The sequence below is a fragment of the Agrobacterium vitis genome (assembly GCF_014926405.1).
Classification (GTDB): Bacteria; Pseudomonadota; Alphaproteobacteria; order Rhizobiales; family Rhizobiaceae; genus Allorhizobium; species Allorhizobium vitis_H.
Map to the genome: position 1 here is coordinate 857369 of NZ_JACXXJ020000005.1, position 17024 is coordinate 874392.

Annotated in this window: 14 protein-coding genes; 11 read left to right on the forward strand and 3 right to left on the reverse strand. The window is 56.7% G+C overall.

Annotated elements, in window-relative coordinates; all coding sequences use genetic code 11:
- Positions 1-115 precede the first annotated feature (115 nt).
- The 5 genes from IEI95_RS15095 to IEI95_RS15115 all read left to right on the forward strand — a co-directional run bounded on the left by IEI95_RS15095 (position 116) and on the right by IEI95_RS15115 (position 3041).
- Positions 116-949 carry an aldose 1-epimerase family protein gene (locus IEI95_RS15095; RefSeq protein WP_194417306.1) on the forward strand — a complete coding sequence of 278 codons (834 nt, stop codon included), beginning with the start codon at positions 116-118 and terminating at the stop codon, positions 947-949.
- A gap of 103 nt (positions 950-1052) precedes the next feature.
- Entirely contained in the window at positions 1053-1388 is a 336-nt protein-coding gene (locus IEI95_RS15100) for a protein tyrosine phosphatase family protein (protein ID WP_060717662.1), read from the forward strand.
- Between the two features lie 76 nt (positions 1389-1464).
- Positions 1465-1806, forward strand: coding sequence for a RidA family protein (locus IEI95_RS15105; protein WP_015916540.1), 342 nt, complete (start codon positions 1465-1467; stop codon positions 1804-1806).
- Positions 1807-1945: 139 nt separating this feature from the next.
- Positions 1946-2431, forward strand: coding sequence for a hypothetical protein (locus IEI95_RS15110; RefSeq protein WP_194416668.1), 486 nt, complete (start codon positions 1946-1948; stop codon positions 2429-2431).
- 112 nt (positions 2432-2543) lie between these two features.
- Positions 2544-3041, forward strand: coding sequence for a hypothetical protein (locus tag IEI95_RS15115; RefSeq protein ID WP_156533503.1), 498 nt, complete (start codon positions 2544-2546; stop codon positions 3039-3041).
- Between the two features lie 43 nt (positions 3042-3084).
- On the opposite strand, the gene IEI95_RS15120 is transcribed toward IEI95_RS15115, so the two are convergent.
- The 3 genes from IEI95_RS15120 to IEI95_RS15130 form a co-directional block, all read right to left on the reverse strand.
- Positions 3085-4737 carry a thiamine pyrophosphate-binding protein gene (locus IEI95_RS15120; RefSeq protein WP_194416669.1) on the reverse strand — a complete coding sequence of 551 codons (1653 nt, stop codon included), beginning with the start codon at positions 4735-4737 and terminating at the stop codon, positions 3085-3087.
- Between the two features lie 31 nt (positions 4738-4768).
- Positions 4769-5740, reverse strand: a complete 972-nt coding sequence (locus tag IEI95_RS15125; protein ID WP_194416670.1) for a DMT family transporter — start codon at positions 5738-5740, stop codon at positions 4769-4771.
- Positions 5741-5816: 76 nt separating this feature from the next.
- Positions 5817-6767 carry an alpha/beta hydrolase gene (locus IEI95_RS15130; protein ID WP_194416671.1) on the reverse strand — a complete coding sequence of 317 codons (951 nt, stop codon included), beginning with the start codon at positions 6765-6767 and terminating at the stop codon, positions 5817-5819.
- 204 nt (positions 6768-6971) lie between these two features.
- Between IEI95_RS15130 and IEI95_RS15135 the strand changes: the two genes are divergently transcribed.
- From IEI95_RS15135 to metF, 6 genes are all read left to right on the forward strand, one after another.
- A complete protein-coding gene (locus tag IEI95_RS15135) occupies positions 6972-7694 on the forward strand; it encodes a ribonuclease T2 family protein (protein ID WP_194416672.1) in 723 nt (240 codons plus the stop codon).
- 146 nt (positions 7695-7840) lie between these two features.
- Entirely contained in the window at positions 7841-9490 is a 1650-nt protein-coding gene (gene ettA, locus IEI95_RS15140) for an energy-dependent translational throttle protein EttA (RefSeq protein ID WP_070164535.1), read from the forward strand.
- A gap of 131 nt (positions 9491-9621) precedes the next feature.
- Positions 9622-12000: a methyl-accepting chemotaxis protein gene (locus tag IEI95_RS15145; protein ID WP_156533498.1), complete on the forward strand. Its 2379-nt coding sequence runs from the start codon at positions 9622-9624 to the stop codon at positions 11998-12000.
- Positions 12001-12305: 305 nt separating this feature from the next.
- Entirely contained in the window at positions 12306-14498 is a 2193-nt protein-coding gene (locus tag IEI95_RS15150) for a methyl-accepting chemotaxis protein (RefSeq protein ID WP_156533497.1), read from the forward strand.
- A 226-nt stretch (positions 14499-14724) separates the two neighbouring features.
- A complete protein-coding gene (locus IEI95_RS15155; RefSeq protein ID WP_156533516.1) occupies positions 14725-15726 on the forward strand; it encodes a metalloregulator ArsR/SmtB family transcription factor in 1002 nt (333 codons plus the stop codon).
- The gene (metF, locus tag IEI95_RS15160; protein ID WP_156533496.1) at positions 15726-16643 is read left to right on the forward strand and encodes a methylenetetrahydrofolate reductase [NAD(P)H]; all 918 of its coding nucleotides are present in this window, start codon (positions 15726-15728) and stop codon (positions 16641-16643) included. The genes IEI95_RS15155 and metF overlap by 1 nt, the downstream gene beginning before the upstream one ends.
- Positions 16644-17024 lie beyond the last annotated feature (381 nt).

A 17024-nucleotide genomic window follows, 5' to 3' on the forward strand; every position in this document is an offset into this window, starting at 1 on the left:
AATTAACAGAGTTTTACACGGGAAAATCATAGGCTACTGCGTTTTTACACGGTTTAGGACATGGCATACGCCGCTATCAGCGCGGTAATGCTGAGCGGATTGTAGGAGGAGACGAATCATGAAGCTACAGGCAACCAAGGGACCAATCGTTGAGCTGGACCCGACATCGGTTCTGGATATTCGCACATTGATCATCGATGGGGTCGATCTGTCGCCGCATCGGGCCATCCCCGATGATGGCGATCCGCGCATTGACCATTCCCTGGAAGGCTTTCTTTTCACCTGCGGCCCGGACCATATTCGTCACCCGGAACCGATTGGCGATGGCAGCGGTCGTCGCTATCCGCTGCATGGTTCGTTTTCATCACATCCGGCAACGATCCTTCATCAGAGCGACAGTGAGTGCCGGGCTGAAATTCCGGTGCGCCATGCCGATGGCGGCCAGTCGCTTCTGGAGCGCCATTGGCGGATCGACGGTGAAACCGGTGTTGTCGCGCTGCGCGACCGGATCACCAATAGCGGCCATGCGCCGTTTCCCACCATGTTGATGTATCACATGAATGTCGCCGCTAAACTGTTCGACGATGCAGTGCGGTTGGAAGGGGCAATGCTGGACGAAGGCGGTTTCGGTTGGCGTTTCGGCGTAGAGCCGGGCGGAGTGTTCTGCGTTGCCGCCAACGGCGACACGGCGGGAGCGGATGGCTGGGCAGAGTTTCGGCTCGGCCCAATTGCCTCGGTTGGCGGGCTGACGTTGGTGGTGCGTTTTGACACGGCAAGCCTGCCCTTCCTGCAAATCTGGCGCAACCAGCAGGCTCCGGCCAATGTCGTGGGCATCGAGCCGGTCTCGCATCGCTGGGTCGGACGGGAAGATCTCGCCAAGTGCGGCGAACTCGATCTGCTGGCGCCCGGTGAGAGCCGTGAATTCGGGCTGGATTTCTTCTTCGTATAAGAACTGGCGCGTCTGGAATCCGCTTGCAGCGTTGACGCCCCGGTATCCACATCGTAAATGTTTGGCCGGTTTCGATTAAGCCGGTTTTGAAAAGGATGCGACGATGAATATCAGGCCGATCAACGAGGAATATTCCGTCAGCGGTCAGATCAGTCTGGATGATCTGGATGATATCAAGGCGCTGGGTTTCAAATCCATCGTTTGCCATCGTCCGGATGGCGAAGAGCCCGGCCAGCCGGATTTTGCCGCCATTGCTGCCCGGGCCGAGGAACTTGGGCTTACTATCCGCCATATCCCCGTTGGCCCGATGGGGGTCACGCCGGATGCCGTCGCCGCCATGGTCGACGCGCTTGATGATCTGGAGCGCCCGATGCTCGGCTATTGTCGTTCGGGTGCCCGCTCCACGGCAACCTACGAACACAGCTTGCGCCAGCGTTAAGCGGTCAAAAAAACTTACCCACGCTGCGGCAAGTTCCGCAGTGTTTTCGTGTTTCACAACCTCAAGGAGATATTCCATGTCCATCAAGCGTATCGAGCCCGGCAAGCGTATGAGCGGTGCTGTCGTCCACGGCAATACCGTCTATCTGGCTGGCCAGGTCGGCGAAGGCACTGGTGTCACCGAACAGTCCAAGTCGGCGCTGGCCGAAGTGGATCGCCTGCTGGCCGCTGCCGGTTCCGACAAGTCGAAGATCCTGCAAACCATCATCTACCTCTCCGACATGTCGACTTTCGCTGAAATGAACGCTGTCTGGGAAGCCTGGATCGACCCCGCCAACCCACCAGCCCGCGCCACCAGCGAAGCTGCTTTGGCAACCCCGGATTACAAGGTCGAGTTCATCGTGACGGCTGCGATTTAAGGGGCTTTTACAAGCCGCTTAGGGGCTCTCGGTAATGCCATAAAGTCTTTAGATGGACACTTCTGCTTCTACACGAGGCAAAAGTGTCCTTCTTAAATCGTAGCACTCCATCATGCCTTTGTTGCAAAAGGAGATGCAGTTGTCAGTTTTTATTGATCCTAAAACCCTTTTTTTTCTGAAGATAGGGACTTTTGTATCTTCAACCTTGTGTGCACTTATTCCTTACGGATATTATTCCAGGTGTGAATCAGAAAGCCCGTTTACAATTTTATCAGTTTATTCAATTTATTTTTATTTTTTGATTTTTTATCTTTTTTCCTCTTTGATGGCCGAATATTTTAATAAAGGATATTTATTTTTAATTACCGATGTTATTTTCTGTGTTTTTATTGTTAAACATGTTGTTGTAATCGAAATACTCATGCCTTTGGTGCATGGAGTTTTATCTGAAATATTTGGAAATATAGAGGATTCGCTGACGGGCAGAGGCCCATGCAATGCCGACGTCGTATTCCATTATCAGTGGGGCTATCTCTTCTATGTTCTTGCCGTTAGCAGTTTCTTTTTATCGACGATTCTGGGTTTAATTGTATTCCTATCCGATCGGCGACATGAAAAGCATTGATCACCTACTTGTTTGGATTAGCCCTTTTGGAGATGTCTAATTCGGCGTTGAAGTGCTTTTCCTTGCGGTGAGGGGATTTCATGCCTAACTGATTTTATCGGCGGATAATATTATGGCTTCCTTACTGAATTCCAGGGTTAACTTACTTCTTAGATTTTTTGCGCTGTGTGCGTTCGTACTGTCTGTTTACTACCCACAAGGTTATTACGCGACTTGTCATCTAACCACGGATATCTCCTGGTTTCAGGAAAAATCCTTCTTATTTTATGGGGTTTTGTTGTATCTTCTGACCTCATTTGTTTCTGCTGTTTTAAAATATGAAAAATGGCTTTTGATACCTGATCTATGTTTTCTAATGGCTCTTCTGTATTATTTTTTATTCGACTTTGTAACGGGGTCGATTTTGCACGGCGGAGCCAACCTCATTTTAGATTATTTTTTCAGCTCGCTTTCCAATATCCTTACGCAGGATGTCGCCTGCGGTAGGGATGTGGGCTTACATTATGAAAACGGATATTTGTTCTATATTGCGTTTATCATCAGCTTTTCGCTATCCGCGCTACTCGGTTTGGTTCTTGTTCTCAAACGGCCACGGGAACACCAGCAGTAGCTGAAGTGGTGTCTGCTTGTGTTCCCGGTGGCCGCTTCCGTCCTCAGCTCTTCTCCCTGATCTGTGTCAGCGTGCGGGTCGGCGTAATTGCTTCTGCATCCAGCTTGATTTCGATGATCGACGGTTTGCCAGAAGCGCGTGCCCGCTTAAACGCCGCCGCGAAATCCTCAGTCTTTTCCACCAGCTCTCCATGTCCGCCATAGGCCTGCGCAAAGGCCTTGAAATCCGGGTTCACCAGATCAGTGGCGCTGACGCGGCCCGGGTATTCGCGCTCCTGATGCATGCGGATCGTGCCATAGGTGCTGTTGTTGATCAGCAAAACGATAATCGGAAGGTTATACCGCACGGCAGTGATGAATTCCTGGCCGTGCATCATGAAGCAGCCGTCTCCGGCAAAGCAGATGACTTCACGTTCGGGAAACTGCGCCTTGGCGGCCACGGCAGCGGGCAGGCCGTAGCCCATGGAGCCGGAGGTGGGGGCTGCCTGGGTGTTGTAGCCCTGAAAACGATGGAAGCGGTGCAGCCATGTGGCGTAATTGCCCGCGCCATTGGTGAAGACGGCATCTTTGGCGGTATTGGCTTCGATCCACTCCATGATCGGCCCCATCTGCACGGCACCGGGTCCGGTCTTAGGCGGCGTGGACCAGGTCAGATAGGCGGCATGCATGGCTTTTGTCCGCTCGGCCCAATTGGGCGAGGCTGGCGCTTTGAGGCTTGCCAAAGCCGCGACAAAATCCTTGGGGCTGGCGCAGATGGCGAGATCCGGACGATAGACGCGGCCAAGCTCTGACGGGTCGGGATAGACATGCACCAGCTTTTGCTTGGGGTAGGGGATGTCCATCAGCGTGTAGGACGATGACGGCATTTCAGAGAAACGACCGCCCAGCAACAGGATCAGATCGGCCTCCTTTACCTCTTTAGCAAGGGCTGGATTGATGCCGATGCCGACATCGCCTGCGTAATTGGGATGCAGATGGTCAAACAGCATCTGGCGGCGGAAGGAGCAGCCGACCGGCAGTTTCCACTGCGCGGCAAAATCTTCAAACGCCTTCACTGAGGCCTCGTCCCAGCGGGTGCCTCCGAGAATGACCAGCGGGCGCTCCGCCTTTTCCAGCATCGCGCCAAGCGCGGCAATCTGGCTAGGGCCGGGATGCGCGTCCACCGGCATATAGGGGCGGGCTTCTGGCGCGTCCGCCTCTTCCACCAGCACATCTTCCGGCAGGGTCAGCACCACAGGGCCGGGACGGCCCGAAGTGGCGACCGCAAAGGCGCGGCTGATAAATTCCGGGATACGGGCGACATCATCGATCTCGCCGACCCATTTGGCAAATTCAGTAAAGGCGCGGCGGTATTCGACTTCCTGAAACGCCTCGCGTTCGCGCATGTCGCGGGCAACCTGTCCGATAAACAGGATCATCGGCACCGAATCCTGCCGGGCGATATGCAGGCCCGCCGAGGCATTGGTGGCGCCGGGACCGCGCGTTACCATGCAAATGCCGGGCTCGCCGGTCAGCCGGCCCCAGCAATCGGCCATCATCGCCGCCCCGCCTTCCTGACGGCAGACGACGGTTTCAATCTGGCTATCGACCAGCGCGTCCAGCACCGCCAGATAGCTTTCGCCCGGCACGCAGGCAACGCGCTTCACGCCATTGGCCTTCAGGGCTTCAACGATCAATTGTCCGCCGGTTCTTTTCATCGCGTAATCCTTGGATGTGGTTTGGCCGAATTTAAGGTTGTGGCGGCCCGCTGCTGTCGGAAATAGGCCGGGATGCGTGTTTGCGCTCCCGCCAGATGATGGTGAGGCCGGAGCCGATGATGATGGCGATGCCCAGCCATTTCAGCGCATCCGGCAGGTCATGGAAGACCAGCCAGCCAAACAGGGTGGCGGTGACGATTTCCAGATATTGCAGCGGGGCCAGCATTGAGGGTGGTGCTGCGCGATAGGCAAACACACCCAGCACACCGCCGACGGCGGCAGTGGCCCCGGTGCAGACAAGCCAGATGGTGCCGGTCAGGTCCGGCTGGACCAGATCGAACATGGCGAGGTCCATCGTCTGGCCTATGGCGATCATGATGGTGCAAAACACCATGGCCCAGCAGCCGGTTTCCACCTGCATGACGAAGGGGTCCTGATGACGCGACAAAAGCCGCGTCAAAATTGCAAAAATGGCGATGCAAAAGGCGGTGATGATCGGCAGGAAGGCGACAGCTCCGACTTCCTGGAAGCTGGGCTGCACCACCAGCATGGCGCCGATAAATCCGGTGCCACAGGCGAGGTAGCGGCGCCAGCCGATTTTTTCCTTGAGGATAATGCCGCTCAAGATCGTCAGGATGATCGGCTCGACGAAAAAGATTGCCACGGCATCGGCCACTTCCATGGTGCGCAGCGCGGTCACGAAGGTCAGCATCGACAGGCACAGCACCCCGCCACGGATCATGTGCAGGCGGGTGTTGGACCAGGACAGTTTCGGCCAGGTGCGGCGTATCATCAGCACGGGAAGCATGAAAAGGATCTGAAAGAAAAACCGGGCAAGGCTGATTTCGGCAGCAGGCATGGTTTGCGTTGCCAGCTTGGAAAACACATCCACCAGCGGCGTGACCAGTACCGACAGCACCATCATGCCAAGTCCGAACGTGACGCCGGAAAACAACGGCGTTTGGCTGGATGTGCCTGACGTGGCACGCGGTGGAGTGGACATGCGGAATTGTCTCGCTTTTGATCGTCTGTCTATACCGTCCATCATGCCGGACGGCACGTGACTTTCTGTTATAGGGTCATTCCAAACCGGAATGAACTGCCGTTAGGCCCAGTGCCTTTCGTGCCCAATCCCGAAACGCCGCCATGGCCTCGTCACGACCAATTTCGTTCAGCGTTTCATGCCGCATGGCGGGATAAAGGGTCAGCGTGACATCGGTCAGACCGGATTGCCGCAGGCGATGATCCAACGCGCGGGTGGCCTCGCCGCCTTTGGTGGCCGGGTCCTGCCCGCCACCGACCAGATGAATGGGCAGGTCGGTCCGCAGCCGGGCAAGGCGGGGCAGGGTGGCGGTCTGCGCCGTCAGGTCAAGCACGTCCATCCATAGGGAATTGCTGGCCTGAAACCGGCAGAGCGGATCATTGGCATAGAGATCGACTTCCGCGTCATCGCGGCTCAGCCAATCGAACAGAGTGCGCCTGCCGGGTACGGACTTGCCCCAGGCCTCGAAGGTCGCCTTGGCCATCAGCAGGCTTGGCACGTCAGAGCCTTTCAAGGCCCGCTCGATCTTCAGAACCAGCCGGGCGAACCGGGTCTCGATGCTGTTGTTGAAATTGGAATTCCACACCGCCAGCGCCTGAAAGCTTTCCGGGAACTCCGTGGCAGTGCGCAAAGCGATCAGCCCGCCCATGGAATGACCGAACAGCAGAACTGGCAGGCCGGGATGATTGGCAATGGCAAGATCGCGGATTGCCTTGGTATCTTCGATCACCAGTGACACCCCATCCTTTCGCGCAAAGCGGCCAAGCGGCGCATTCGGGGCTTGGGTTTCTCCATGGCCACGGTGGTCATGGGCGTAAACGTGAAAGCCCGAAGCGGCCATGAAGGCGGCAAAGCGGCGATAGCGACGCGAATGTTCGATCAGCCCGTGATTGACGAGCAGAATGGCCTGCCCATCCGTTGCCTGATGGTAGTGGTAGGCGATCCGGGCACCATCCGGCCTTTCCAGGTAAAGCGTTTCGTCAAACATGCTGTCCTCCCGATAGTGCCGAACGCGAATGGTATATCGCGAGTCTCAACTCGTTCTGCCCCGAAAACCGGCCCGCCCCGAAAAATGACGTGATTTTGCTGCCAAGTGCAATTGCTGAAAGGCAGGTTCATGCCTTTATTCAAGGTTGCAAGCCTGTTTCAACCGTTCCATGAAGACCTGAAGCGATTCGGTGGAGAGAACATCATGAAGCATTTTCACTATCTGGGTCTGGCTGCGGCGGTCTTTTTGGCCGGTCATCCGTCTTTCGCAGCGGAAAAAGGCAGGACGACCAGCATTCTGGCCGTCAGTTGGCAGCCGGGTTTTTGCGAGACCAAGCCGGACAAGCCGGAATGCAAGAGCCAGACGGCGGACCGCTATGATGCCAGCCATTTTACCCTGCATGGTCTTTGGCCGATGCGCCAGAACTATTGCGGTGTTGATCAGGCCGATATCGAAGCCGACAAGAAAAGCCGCTGGACCGATCTGCCGGAAGTGACACTGTCTGCCTCCACTCGTCAGGCGCTGGACCGGGTCATGCCCGGCACGCAGTCATCATTGGAACGGCATGAATGGATCAAGCATGGCACCTGCACCGGTCTTAATCAACAAGACTATTTTGCCGAGGCGATCGCGCTGATCGAGACCCTGAACGGTTCGGCGGTCAACGGTCTGTTTGCCGCCAATGTGGGCAAGACGGTCACCCAGGAAGATGTGCAGACATCGTTTGATGCCAGCTTTGGTCCGGGCGCTGGGCGGCGGGTGAAAATGAGCTGTGAACAAGACGGTAACAGACGGATTGTGACGGAATTGACCATAGGACTTGGCGATGGCGATGCCGGGACGCCGCTACAGGAGCGCATCCAGGCGGCAGGCTCAACCAAGTTTGATTGCAATCAAGGTATTGTCGATCCGGTTGGGCTGCAATGAGCCTGCTTTAAGACCCAATATTGCGCCCGCATCCTCTCCCGTAAACAGGGCAAGACCTGAAGGAATTGCGCGGGCGGCATTGCCCCGGCTTGCGGTTTCGCCTACATAGCGGGCAATTCCATTTACCCGTGCGGAGCATTTTACCGATGGCACGTCAGTTCATCTACCACATGTCCGGGCTTAACAAGTCCTATGGCGCCAAGAAGATCCTTGAGAACGTCAACCTGTCCTTCTATCCCGATGCCAAGATCGGTATTCTCGGCCCGAACGGTGCCGGTAAATCGACGGTGCTGCGCATTATCGCCGGCCTCGACAAGGAATATACCGGTGAAGCCTGGCTCGCCGAAGGCGCGACTATGGGCTATCTGGAGCAGGAACCGAAGCTGAACCCGGATAAGACCGTGTTCGAAAACGTCATGGAAGGCGTTGCTTCCAAGACCGCCGTCCTCGACCGTTACAACGAGTTGATGATGAATTACTCGGACGAGACGGCTGACGAGGGCGCAAAGCTTCAAGATATTATCGACAGCCAGAACCTCTGGGATCTGGAAAATCAGGTCGAAATGGCCATGGATGCGCTGCGTTGCCCTCCGGGCGACAGCGATGTAACCAGCCTTTCCGGTGGTGAGCGCCGTCGCGTGGCGCTGTGCAAGCTGCTGCTGTCAAAGCCCGACCTGCTGCTGCTCGACGAACCAACCAACCATCTGGACGCTGAAACCATCGGCTGGCTGGAAAACCATCTGCGGGAATATCCCGGCTCCGTGCTGATGATTACCCACGATCGCTACTTCCTCGACAATGTCACCGGCTGGATTCTCGAACTCGACCGTGGCCGTGGCATTCCTTACGAAGGCAATTACTCGGCCTATCTGCAAGCCAAGGCCAAGCGCCTGATGCAGGAAAGCCGCGAAGATGCGTCGCGCCAGAAGGCGCTGTCGCGCGAGCAGGAATGGATCGCATCCAGCCCCAAGGCCCGTCAGGCCAAGTCCAAGGCCCGTATCAAGTCCTATGAGCAACTGGTGGAAGCAGCTGAAAAGCAGCGTCCCGGCGATGCGCAGATCATCATTCCCGTTAGCGAGCGACTGGGCCAGGTGGTCATCGAGCTGGACGGGATTTCCAAATCCTACGGCGACCGTCTGCTGATCGACAATCTGAGCCTGAAACTGCCGCCGGGCGGTATTGTCGGCGTGATCGGCCCGAACGGTGCCGGTAAGACGACGCTGTTTCGGATGATCACCGGCCAGGAAACGCCGGATTCAGGCTCGGTCAAAGTCGGCGACAGCGTGCAGCTCGGTTATGTCGACCAGAGCCGCGATACGTTGGCTGCTGACAAAACGGTCTGGGAAGAAATTTCCGGTGGCGCCGAAATCATCAAGCTCGGCAAGTTCGACATGAACTCCCGCGCCTATTGCGGCGCCTTCAACTTCAAGGGCGGCGACCAGCAACAGAAGGTCGGCAATCTCTCCGGTGGTCAGCGCAACCGCGTGCATCTGGCCAAGATGCTGAAGGCTGGCGGCAATGTTCTGCTGCTCGACGAACCGACCAACGACCTCGATACCGAAACGCTCGGCGCGCTGGAAAATGCGCTGGAAAGCTTTGCCGGCTGCGCGATCATCATTTCGCATGACCGCATGTTCCTCGACCGTCTGGCCACCCACATTCTCGCCTTCGAAGGCGATAGCCACGTGGAATGGTTCGAAGGCAATTTCGAGGACTACGAAAAGGACAAGATCCGCCGGTTGGGTGCCGAAAGCGTCAACCCGAAGCGCGTCAGCTACAAGCGCCTGACCCGGTAATTGTGATTATTGGCAACCCTGAGATGGTTTTTTCATCTCAGGGCTGTTTCTCGGATATCGTAATTTTAACAGTATATTAGTTGTTTACGTGATGAAATTCATCCAGGGGTTTAGTGCCTTTGGGGGGAATTATGTTTTCTATACGGAACGTTCTGGTTTCAGTTTTTCTTATTATCAGCATTGCCTTGGGCGCCATGGTGTCGCGATCGCTCTATGTCGCTTACAACCAGTTCGGTGTGTTCCGCGATGTCGCAAAACTGACGGCGGTCAATAAGGCGCTGTTTGATTTTCTGTTGAATTACCGCCTGGAACGCGGCCATACCAACACCGTCTTTATGACAAGCCCGGAAAAGGCTGGAACGACTGCGAAGGATGTTCCTGTCGATCGCCAGAAGGTCGACGCGGCGATGAAGGATTTTACCGCAGCGGTCACCGTTGTCGGTACGCCAGAATTTGCGGCGATGTTGAACAAGATCAAAGGACATTACGACACGATCGTCTCGATGCGCCAACCGCTTGACGCGCAGTTTTCCCTTCCTCTGGAAAGCCGCAATAAGGAGCTGAATGCAAAGCAGCTTTCGTATGGCGATAGCGTGCTTGATGATCTCGAAAAAAGCTCGGTTTTTACCGAATCCACCATTCGTTCGCTGGATAACAGCCTGACAGATCTTTTGCAGGTCAGGACCAATGCATGGGTAACCCGCTCAGCGGCCGGAGCGGAAAACATCCTGCTCAACAAGGCTATCGCTCTACAGACGCCTCTCGCTATGCCTGATGTTCTTGAGGTTGCGAACCAGCATTCAAAAATCATCACCGGCTGGCTTCAGGTTCGCGCACTCGTCAATCATTCGACGATGCCGGAAGAATTGAAACAGGCGCTTAGCAAGGCTGAGTCAGTCTATTTTGGTGGCTCATTCGCGGATATGCGCGATACCCTCTACAAAAAAGTCGTTGCTCGCGAACCAGCTGATTTGACGCTGGATCAATGGTTGTCTCCGAGTTCCAAAGCGCAAGCCAGCATAGCCGATGTCGTGGTTACGGCCATGAAGGTTGTGAATGATAAAGCGAATTCGTTGGCTAACGCCGCATTCTCCTTGGTCATCTTGTATAGCGCCTTGCTGGTTGGCTCAATCCTCCTGACCATTGCAGGCATGGCGATTGTCGTGAGACGCGTTGTTGCTCCCATCGGCACTCTCACACAGTCCATGCGAGCCCTTGCCGATGGCGATACGCTGAAAAATATCCCCTTCACCATCCGTCAGGATGAAGTGGGAGCCATGGCCCGCTCGGTTGAGATTTTCCGGGAAGCGGCCATTCGTAACAAGCAGCTTGAATCTGAAACCGAAGAGATGCGGCACCGTGGTGAGCTTGAACGCATTGAAGTTCAGCGCGTTGCGGAAGCGGAGGCCGAGGAGCGTCTGAACCGCGCGACGGGTTCGCTTGCAGCCGGGTTGAAGCGCTTGGCGTCAGGGGATATGCTCTGTGAAATCCGCGAGGAATTCGCTCCACGGTTTGAAGCGCTTCGCCATGATTTCAACCGCTCTGTCGAGCAATTGCGTACAGCTTTGCTGGACGTCGGCAGTGCCGCGCATGCGGTGCGCAATGGCAGCGGGGAAATCTCCCAGGCGTCCGACAATCTGTCAAAGCGGACGGAACAGCAGGCGGCCTCCCTGGAGCAAACCGCCGCCGCACTTGAGCAGATTACCGTTAATGTCAGGGCAACGTCGCAACGCACGAGCGATGCGCGAGATCTGGTGCGCAATACGCGCACGCGCGCCGAACACTCCGGGGCGGTGGTAGGCAATGCGGTCACTGCCATGGGGCGTATCGAAGAGGCCTCCTCAAAGATTACCCAGATCATCAGCGTCATCGATGAGATCGCGTTCCAGACCAATCTCTTGGCGCTCAACGCGGGCGTCGAGGCAGCGCGCGCCGGGGAGGCCGGTAAGGGTTTTGCCGTCGTTGCCCAGGAAGTACGCGAGCTTGCGCAGCGTTCCGCCAATGCGGCCAAGGAAATCAAGGCGCTGATTGCCAATTCGGAAGTGGCAGTCGGCGATGGCGTTAGGCTTGTGAACGATACCGGCAAGGGCCTGAGCGAAATCGCCGAACTCGTGCAGGCCATCAATGCGCATATGGATGCCATCGCGACGGCGGCGCAGGAACAGTCGGTCGGTCTTAGCGAAGTCAATACCGCCGTCAATCACATGGACCATGCCACCCAACAGAACGCGGCCATGGTAGAGGAAATGAGCGCGGCGGGGGCGGGCCTTGCCAGTGAAGCAACCAGGCTTGCCTACCTGTTGGCAAATTTCGAGACGGGCGGGCAAAAGGCTGGTTTGTCTCTCGCCTCGACAGGTGGCGTGCAGCGCTCCACCCGACCGGCTGCGGCGGCCCCGGCCCGTACGGAGCGGCAGCCAGCCAGCCTCACGCGAGCCAGCCGACCGGTAGCAATTCAGAGCCGAGGTAACGCCGCCGTTGCCGTTTCAAAGGATGCCTGGGAAGAATTCTAAACCCCTCTTCAACCCAGAAAAGCCGGCACCGCTCAGGTGGGGGCTTTTTTGTTCAAGGTGAGGACTGGCCCGATGCCTTGCCCGCCGCTTGAGAGAATTGTGCTCGAAAAATTTCAAGGGCATTTTTCGATTTATATGACGCAAAGCTTATTATCCCTGCGATTAATAAAGAAAAAAACATCTCCAAGTTGATTCCGTTTGTTGTAATTTACTTACGGAAAAATAACAAATTTCTCGCAAATTGACAATCAATATGAGCGTTTGTTGCCCCGTGCAGCAAATTCTGTAATTTTTGGGGGGTATTTATGCGAATTATTTCGGCTTTGCCGTTTAAGGTGCTTTTGACGAGCCTTGGGATCGTGCCTTTATTGGCGGCGATCGTGCTGGGTGCGATCCTGAGTTGGGAGGCCTGGGAAAACTATACGAAAACGTCCAAGGCCGTGACTCTGGAGCAACTGGCACGGGCCGGGGGCAATCTGTTGTTGGTCATGCCCCTGGAGGGCGCGGCGCCGCCGGCAGCCAGGACCGAGGCGCGGGCAACATCGGATGCGGCCTATGCGAAGGTGGTGAGCGCCTATGACGACGCCATCGCTGCTGGCTATGACGATGCAATCCTGAACGGCCTGAAGAACCGGCTTGTTGATTCTTTCGCCAAGATCGGCGAATTCCGGTCCGCTGTCGATGCCGATCGCGTTGACCCGATCATGCCCCTGAAATATCTCCAGCCTATTTCCGCCATGGGAATGGAATTGGCCGGCCGTGCTGCCAATCTGGTTGATGATCGCCTCCTGTCACAAGGCATCCAGGGCTATTATTCCTTGTTGCAGGTCAACGATTCCTATCTGATCATCAACCGGATCGGCCAGGTTTATACCCAAAAAGGCACGCTTTCTCCAGAAGAGTCGGCCCGTTTCCATGCTGGTTTCAATAAGGCCATGATCTACTTGAAGCCGATGCAGCAATTCCTGCCCAAGCCATTGAACGATCAGTACGACCAGTTCTGGCGAGGAAGCGATGTCGCGCCTGTCCAGAACGCCGTAGATGCGATGGCCGTGGGTCGTACCTATACCCCCGCCACAGGCGATCTCGACACCTGGAACACCATCATGGCCAAGCGACGGGATTTCGTTGCCAACCTGATCAAATCCACGTCGCAAGATCTGGGCGCATTTGCCGATGCGCAGCTGTCGGACGCGCGTAACTCCCTCTATTTCATGGTGACGGCCCTCGGCATCCTGGTTTTGGTCACCGCACTGTTCAGCATTTCGGTCCTGCGGATTCTTTCGAATGCCATTCGCCGGATATCGGGCCGGATGACCGGCCTGGCCGAGGGAGACAAGGCTAGCGCTATTCCCTATCTTGACCGGAAAGATGAGATCGGCGACATCGCCCACTCCGTCGAGGTGTTCCGCCAGGCAGCACTTCGCAACGATGAACTGGAACGGTCGGCCCAGGAAAACCGCCGTCGTGCCGAAATAGAGCGCGAGGAAATGCAGGCCAAGGCCGAGGCGGAGGCAAATGAGCGTCTCGCCCGCGCCACCGGTGCCCTGGCCGCAGGGCTGCGCCAGCTGGCGGCGGGTGATTTGCTCTGCGAAATCCAGGAGCAGTTTGCACCGCAATTCGAGGCATTGAGGCATGACTTCAATACATCGGTCAACCAGCTGCGGTCCGTTCTGATTTCCGTCGGCATATCCGCGACTGGCGTGCGCAACGGCAGCGGTGAAATTTCCGATGCCTCCAACGATCTTTCCAAGCGGACCGAAACCCAGGCGGCCTCACTGGAGCAGACAGCCGCGGCTCTGGAAGAAATCACCGCCAATGTGAAGGCGACATCGCTGCGAACCGGCCAGGCCCGTGATCTCGTTCGGGATGCTCGCGGCCGTGCCGACAAGTCCAGCAACGTGGTCGGCAATGCGGTGACCGCGATGGGCCGGATCGAGAATGCGTCTCGGCAGATTGTTCAGATCATCGGCGTGATCGATGAAATCGCGTTCCAGACCAATCTCCTGGCGCTCAACGCGGGCGTCGAGGCAGCGCGCGCTGGAGAAGCGGGCAAGGGCTTTGCTGTCGTTGCCCAGGAAGTGCGCGAGCTTGCGCAGCGTTCCGCCAATGCGGCCAAGGAAATCAAACAGCTGATTGGTAATTCGGAAGTTGCGGTTTCCGAGGGCGTCAAGCTGGTCCACGATACCGGTGAGGGCCTGGGTGCCATCGCGCAGGTGGTCGAGGAGATCAATGCACATATGGATGCCATCGCGACAGCCGCTCAAGAGCAATCGGTGGGGCTTGGCGAAGTCAATGTCGCCGTCAACCATATGGATCAGGCCACGCAACAGAATGCCGCAATGGTCGAAGAGATGAATGCTGCGGGTGCAGGGCTTGCCGATGAAGCAGCCAAGCTCTCGGAACTGCTGGCGAATTTCAAGACAGGCCACCAGAACTCGGGTCGTGCTGCGATCTCCTCCGGACGGGCGGATTTCGCGCGCCAGCGGGTCGCCTAGAGTTCGTCAGGGAAAATCCAACCGATTTTTCCGAAAAGGCAAACGATGCCGAGCCTGTTTGGTTCAGCACGCAGGGCTTTCAATACCGCCGGTGGCACTCGTCACCGGCGGATTTTTGTTGATTCACTGTGCCGCAAGGATGGGCAACGGCAATTTGGGGCTTGCGAAAACTCCGCGTATCACATAAAGATATGTTTATATCTTGATTGACGGAAGCGACATGAGCATGTCTTTTACATTGGACGGTCTGGTCGATCTTCTCAAGGCTGCAGGTGAACCAACCCGCCTGCGTCTGCTGGCGCTTCTGGCGGCGGGAGATCTGACTGTATCTGACCTGACCGACATTCTCGGTCAATCCCAGCCGCGTATCTCGCGCCATCTCAAGCTTCTGGCTGAGGCGGAATTGGTGGATCGTTACCAGGAAGGTGCCTGGGCCTATTTTCGTTTGAAGCAGGAGGGGGCGGCGGGCGATCTCGCGCGTCATCTGCTGGCGGTTGCTTCCACGTCCGATCCTGTTTTGGCGCGTGACGGCGAGCGGCTTGGAGCAGTCAAACGGGCGCGGGCGGAAAAGGCGCAGGCCTATTTCAGTCGCAACGCCGCTGAATGGGACGAGTTGCGTCGGCTGCATATCAATGACCGCGAGGTCGAAGATGCACTGGTGAAGCTGATCGGCGAAGACACAGTCGAGGCTTTGCTGGATCTTGGCACCGGGACCGGGCGTATCCTGCAATTGCTGGAAAGCCGCTATCACCGGGCGGTGGGTATCGATGCCAGCCGCGACATGCTGGCGGTTGCCCGGGTCAATCTCGACAAGGCTGGTGTGGCCAAGGCTGCCGTACGCCAAGGGGATATTCTCAATCTGCCGCTTGATGGTGGCGAGTTCGATGTGGTGATTATTCATCAGGTGCTGCATTTCCTGGTGGAGCCGGAGCTGGCGCTGAATGAGGCGGCGCGTATGCTGAAGCCCGGCGGTCGGCTGGTGATCATCGATCTCGCACCACATAAGCTGGAGCATTTGCGCGAGGATCATGCGCATGTGCGGCTGGGCTTTTCCCATCAGTTAATGGAGGGCTGGCTCGTCAAGACCGGTTTTGACGTCACAAACGCAATCGATATTGCGCCGAACCATAGGGATGGGGAGGCGCTTACAGCAACAATCTGGCTGGCGACCTATGGTCAAGCCGCAGCATCCGTGGCGCAACAGGCCGCGCGGGCGGGAGTTTACTGATGGCACACACATCTTCCAAAAGAGATCAGGCACGGCCCTTCAAACTGTCCTTTGAATTCTTTCCGCCGAAATCCGAGGAGATGGAAGCCCAGCTCTGGGCAACGGTCGATGAGCTGACCGGCTGGGCGCCGGAATTCGTCTCGGTTACCTACGGCGCTGGCGGCACCACCAAGGCGCCGACCCTGGCCGCTGTGCGCCGCTTGCTGGCGGAAACGCCACTCGCCACCGCATCGCATCTCACATGCGTCGGTGCGACACGCGAGGAAATCGCCCAGGTGGTCGAGGATTTTCGGGCGGTTGGCGTCAAGCATTTCGTGGCACTGCGCGGCGATCCACCGACCGGTGTCGGTTCGGCCTATCAACCCCATCCGGGTGGTTTTGAGAATGCGGCAGCCTTGGTGAAGGGCTTGAAAGAGCTTGGCGATTTTGAGATCTCCGTCTCGGCCTATCCGGAAAAGCATCCGGAAAGCGCCGATCTCGCCATGGATCTCGACATGTTGAAACGCAAGGTCGACAACGGCGCGACCCGGGCGCTCACTCAATTTTTCTTCGATAACGAACTTTTCGAGCGCTATCTCGAAAAGGTCCGGGCCGCCGGGATCAGCATTCCTATCGTGCCGGGCATCATGCCGATCCTCAACCTCACCCAGTTGAAGCGCTTTGCTGGAATGTGCGGCACATCCGTTCCCGCCATGCTGGACCAGCGTTTCGAAGGGCTGGACGACAAGCCCACTGAGCGCGCCAGTGTCGCCGCGGCACTGGCTGCCGAGCAGATCGCCGACCTGCAGGCGCGCGGTATCGACGAATTCCATATCTATACGATGAACCGGGCCCCGCTGGTCAATGCCACGCTGGAACGGCTGGGATTGCAGCGATCTGATACCAAAGCCGCCGACCGGGCAGGGGTGGTGGCGTAAAGCGTGCAACAATTTTGCGATAAGGATAAAGCAAAAACGCAAAACCTTAAAGCGTGAGACGCTTACCTGATCGCGACATGCTTGATAGCGGAGACGAGGGCGGTTTTCTGCTGGTTCTCCGCAATTGACGAGCCATTTGTTGGCTCATCAATCTCGCTCAATAAAAACCGCCGTGCGCCATCAAGGGCGCACGGCGTTTTTAGCATAGTTGATGATGAAAAGTGTCATGGCGGTCCATGCCGCCGCCGCATACGGTGTTGGAGTTGTTGTCGTCCTCAGATGAAAAGCATCGCTGCGACAAAAAGAAACGCTACTCCGACTGCCAGGATGTTGAACGAACGTGTCAGTCCCATCTCGGTCTCCCTTGCGTTAACAGTTAAA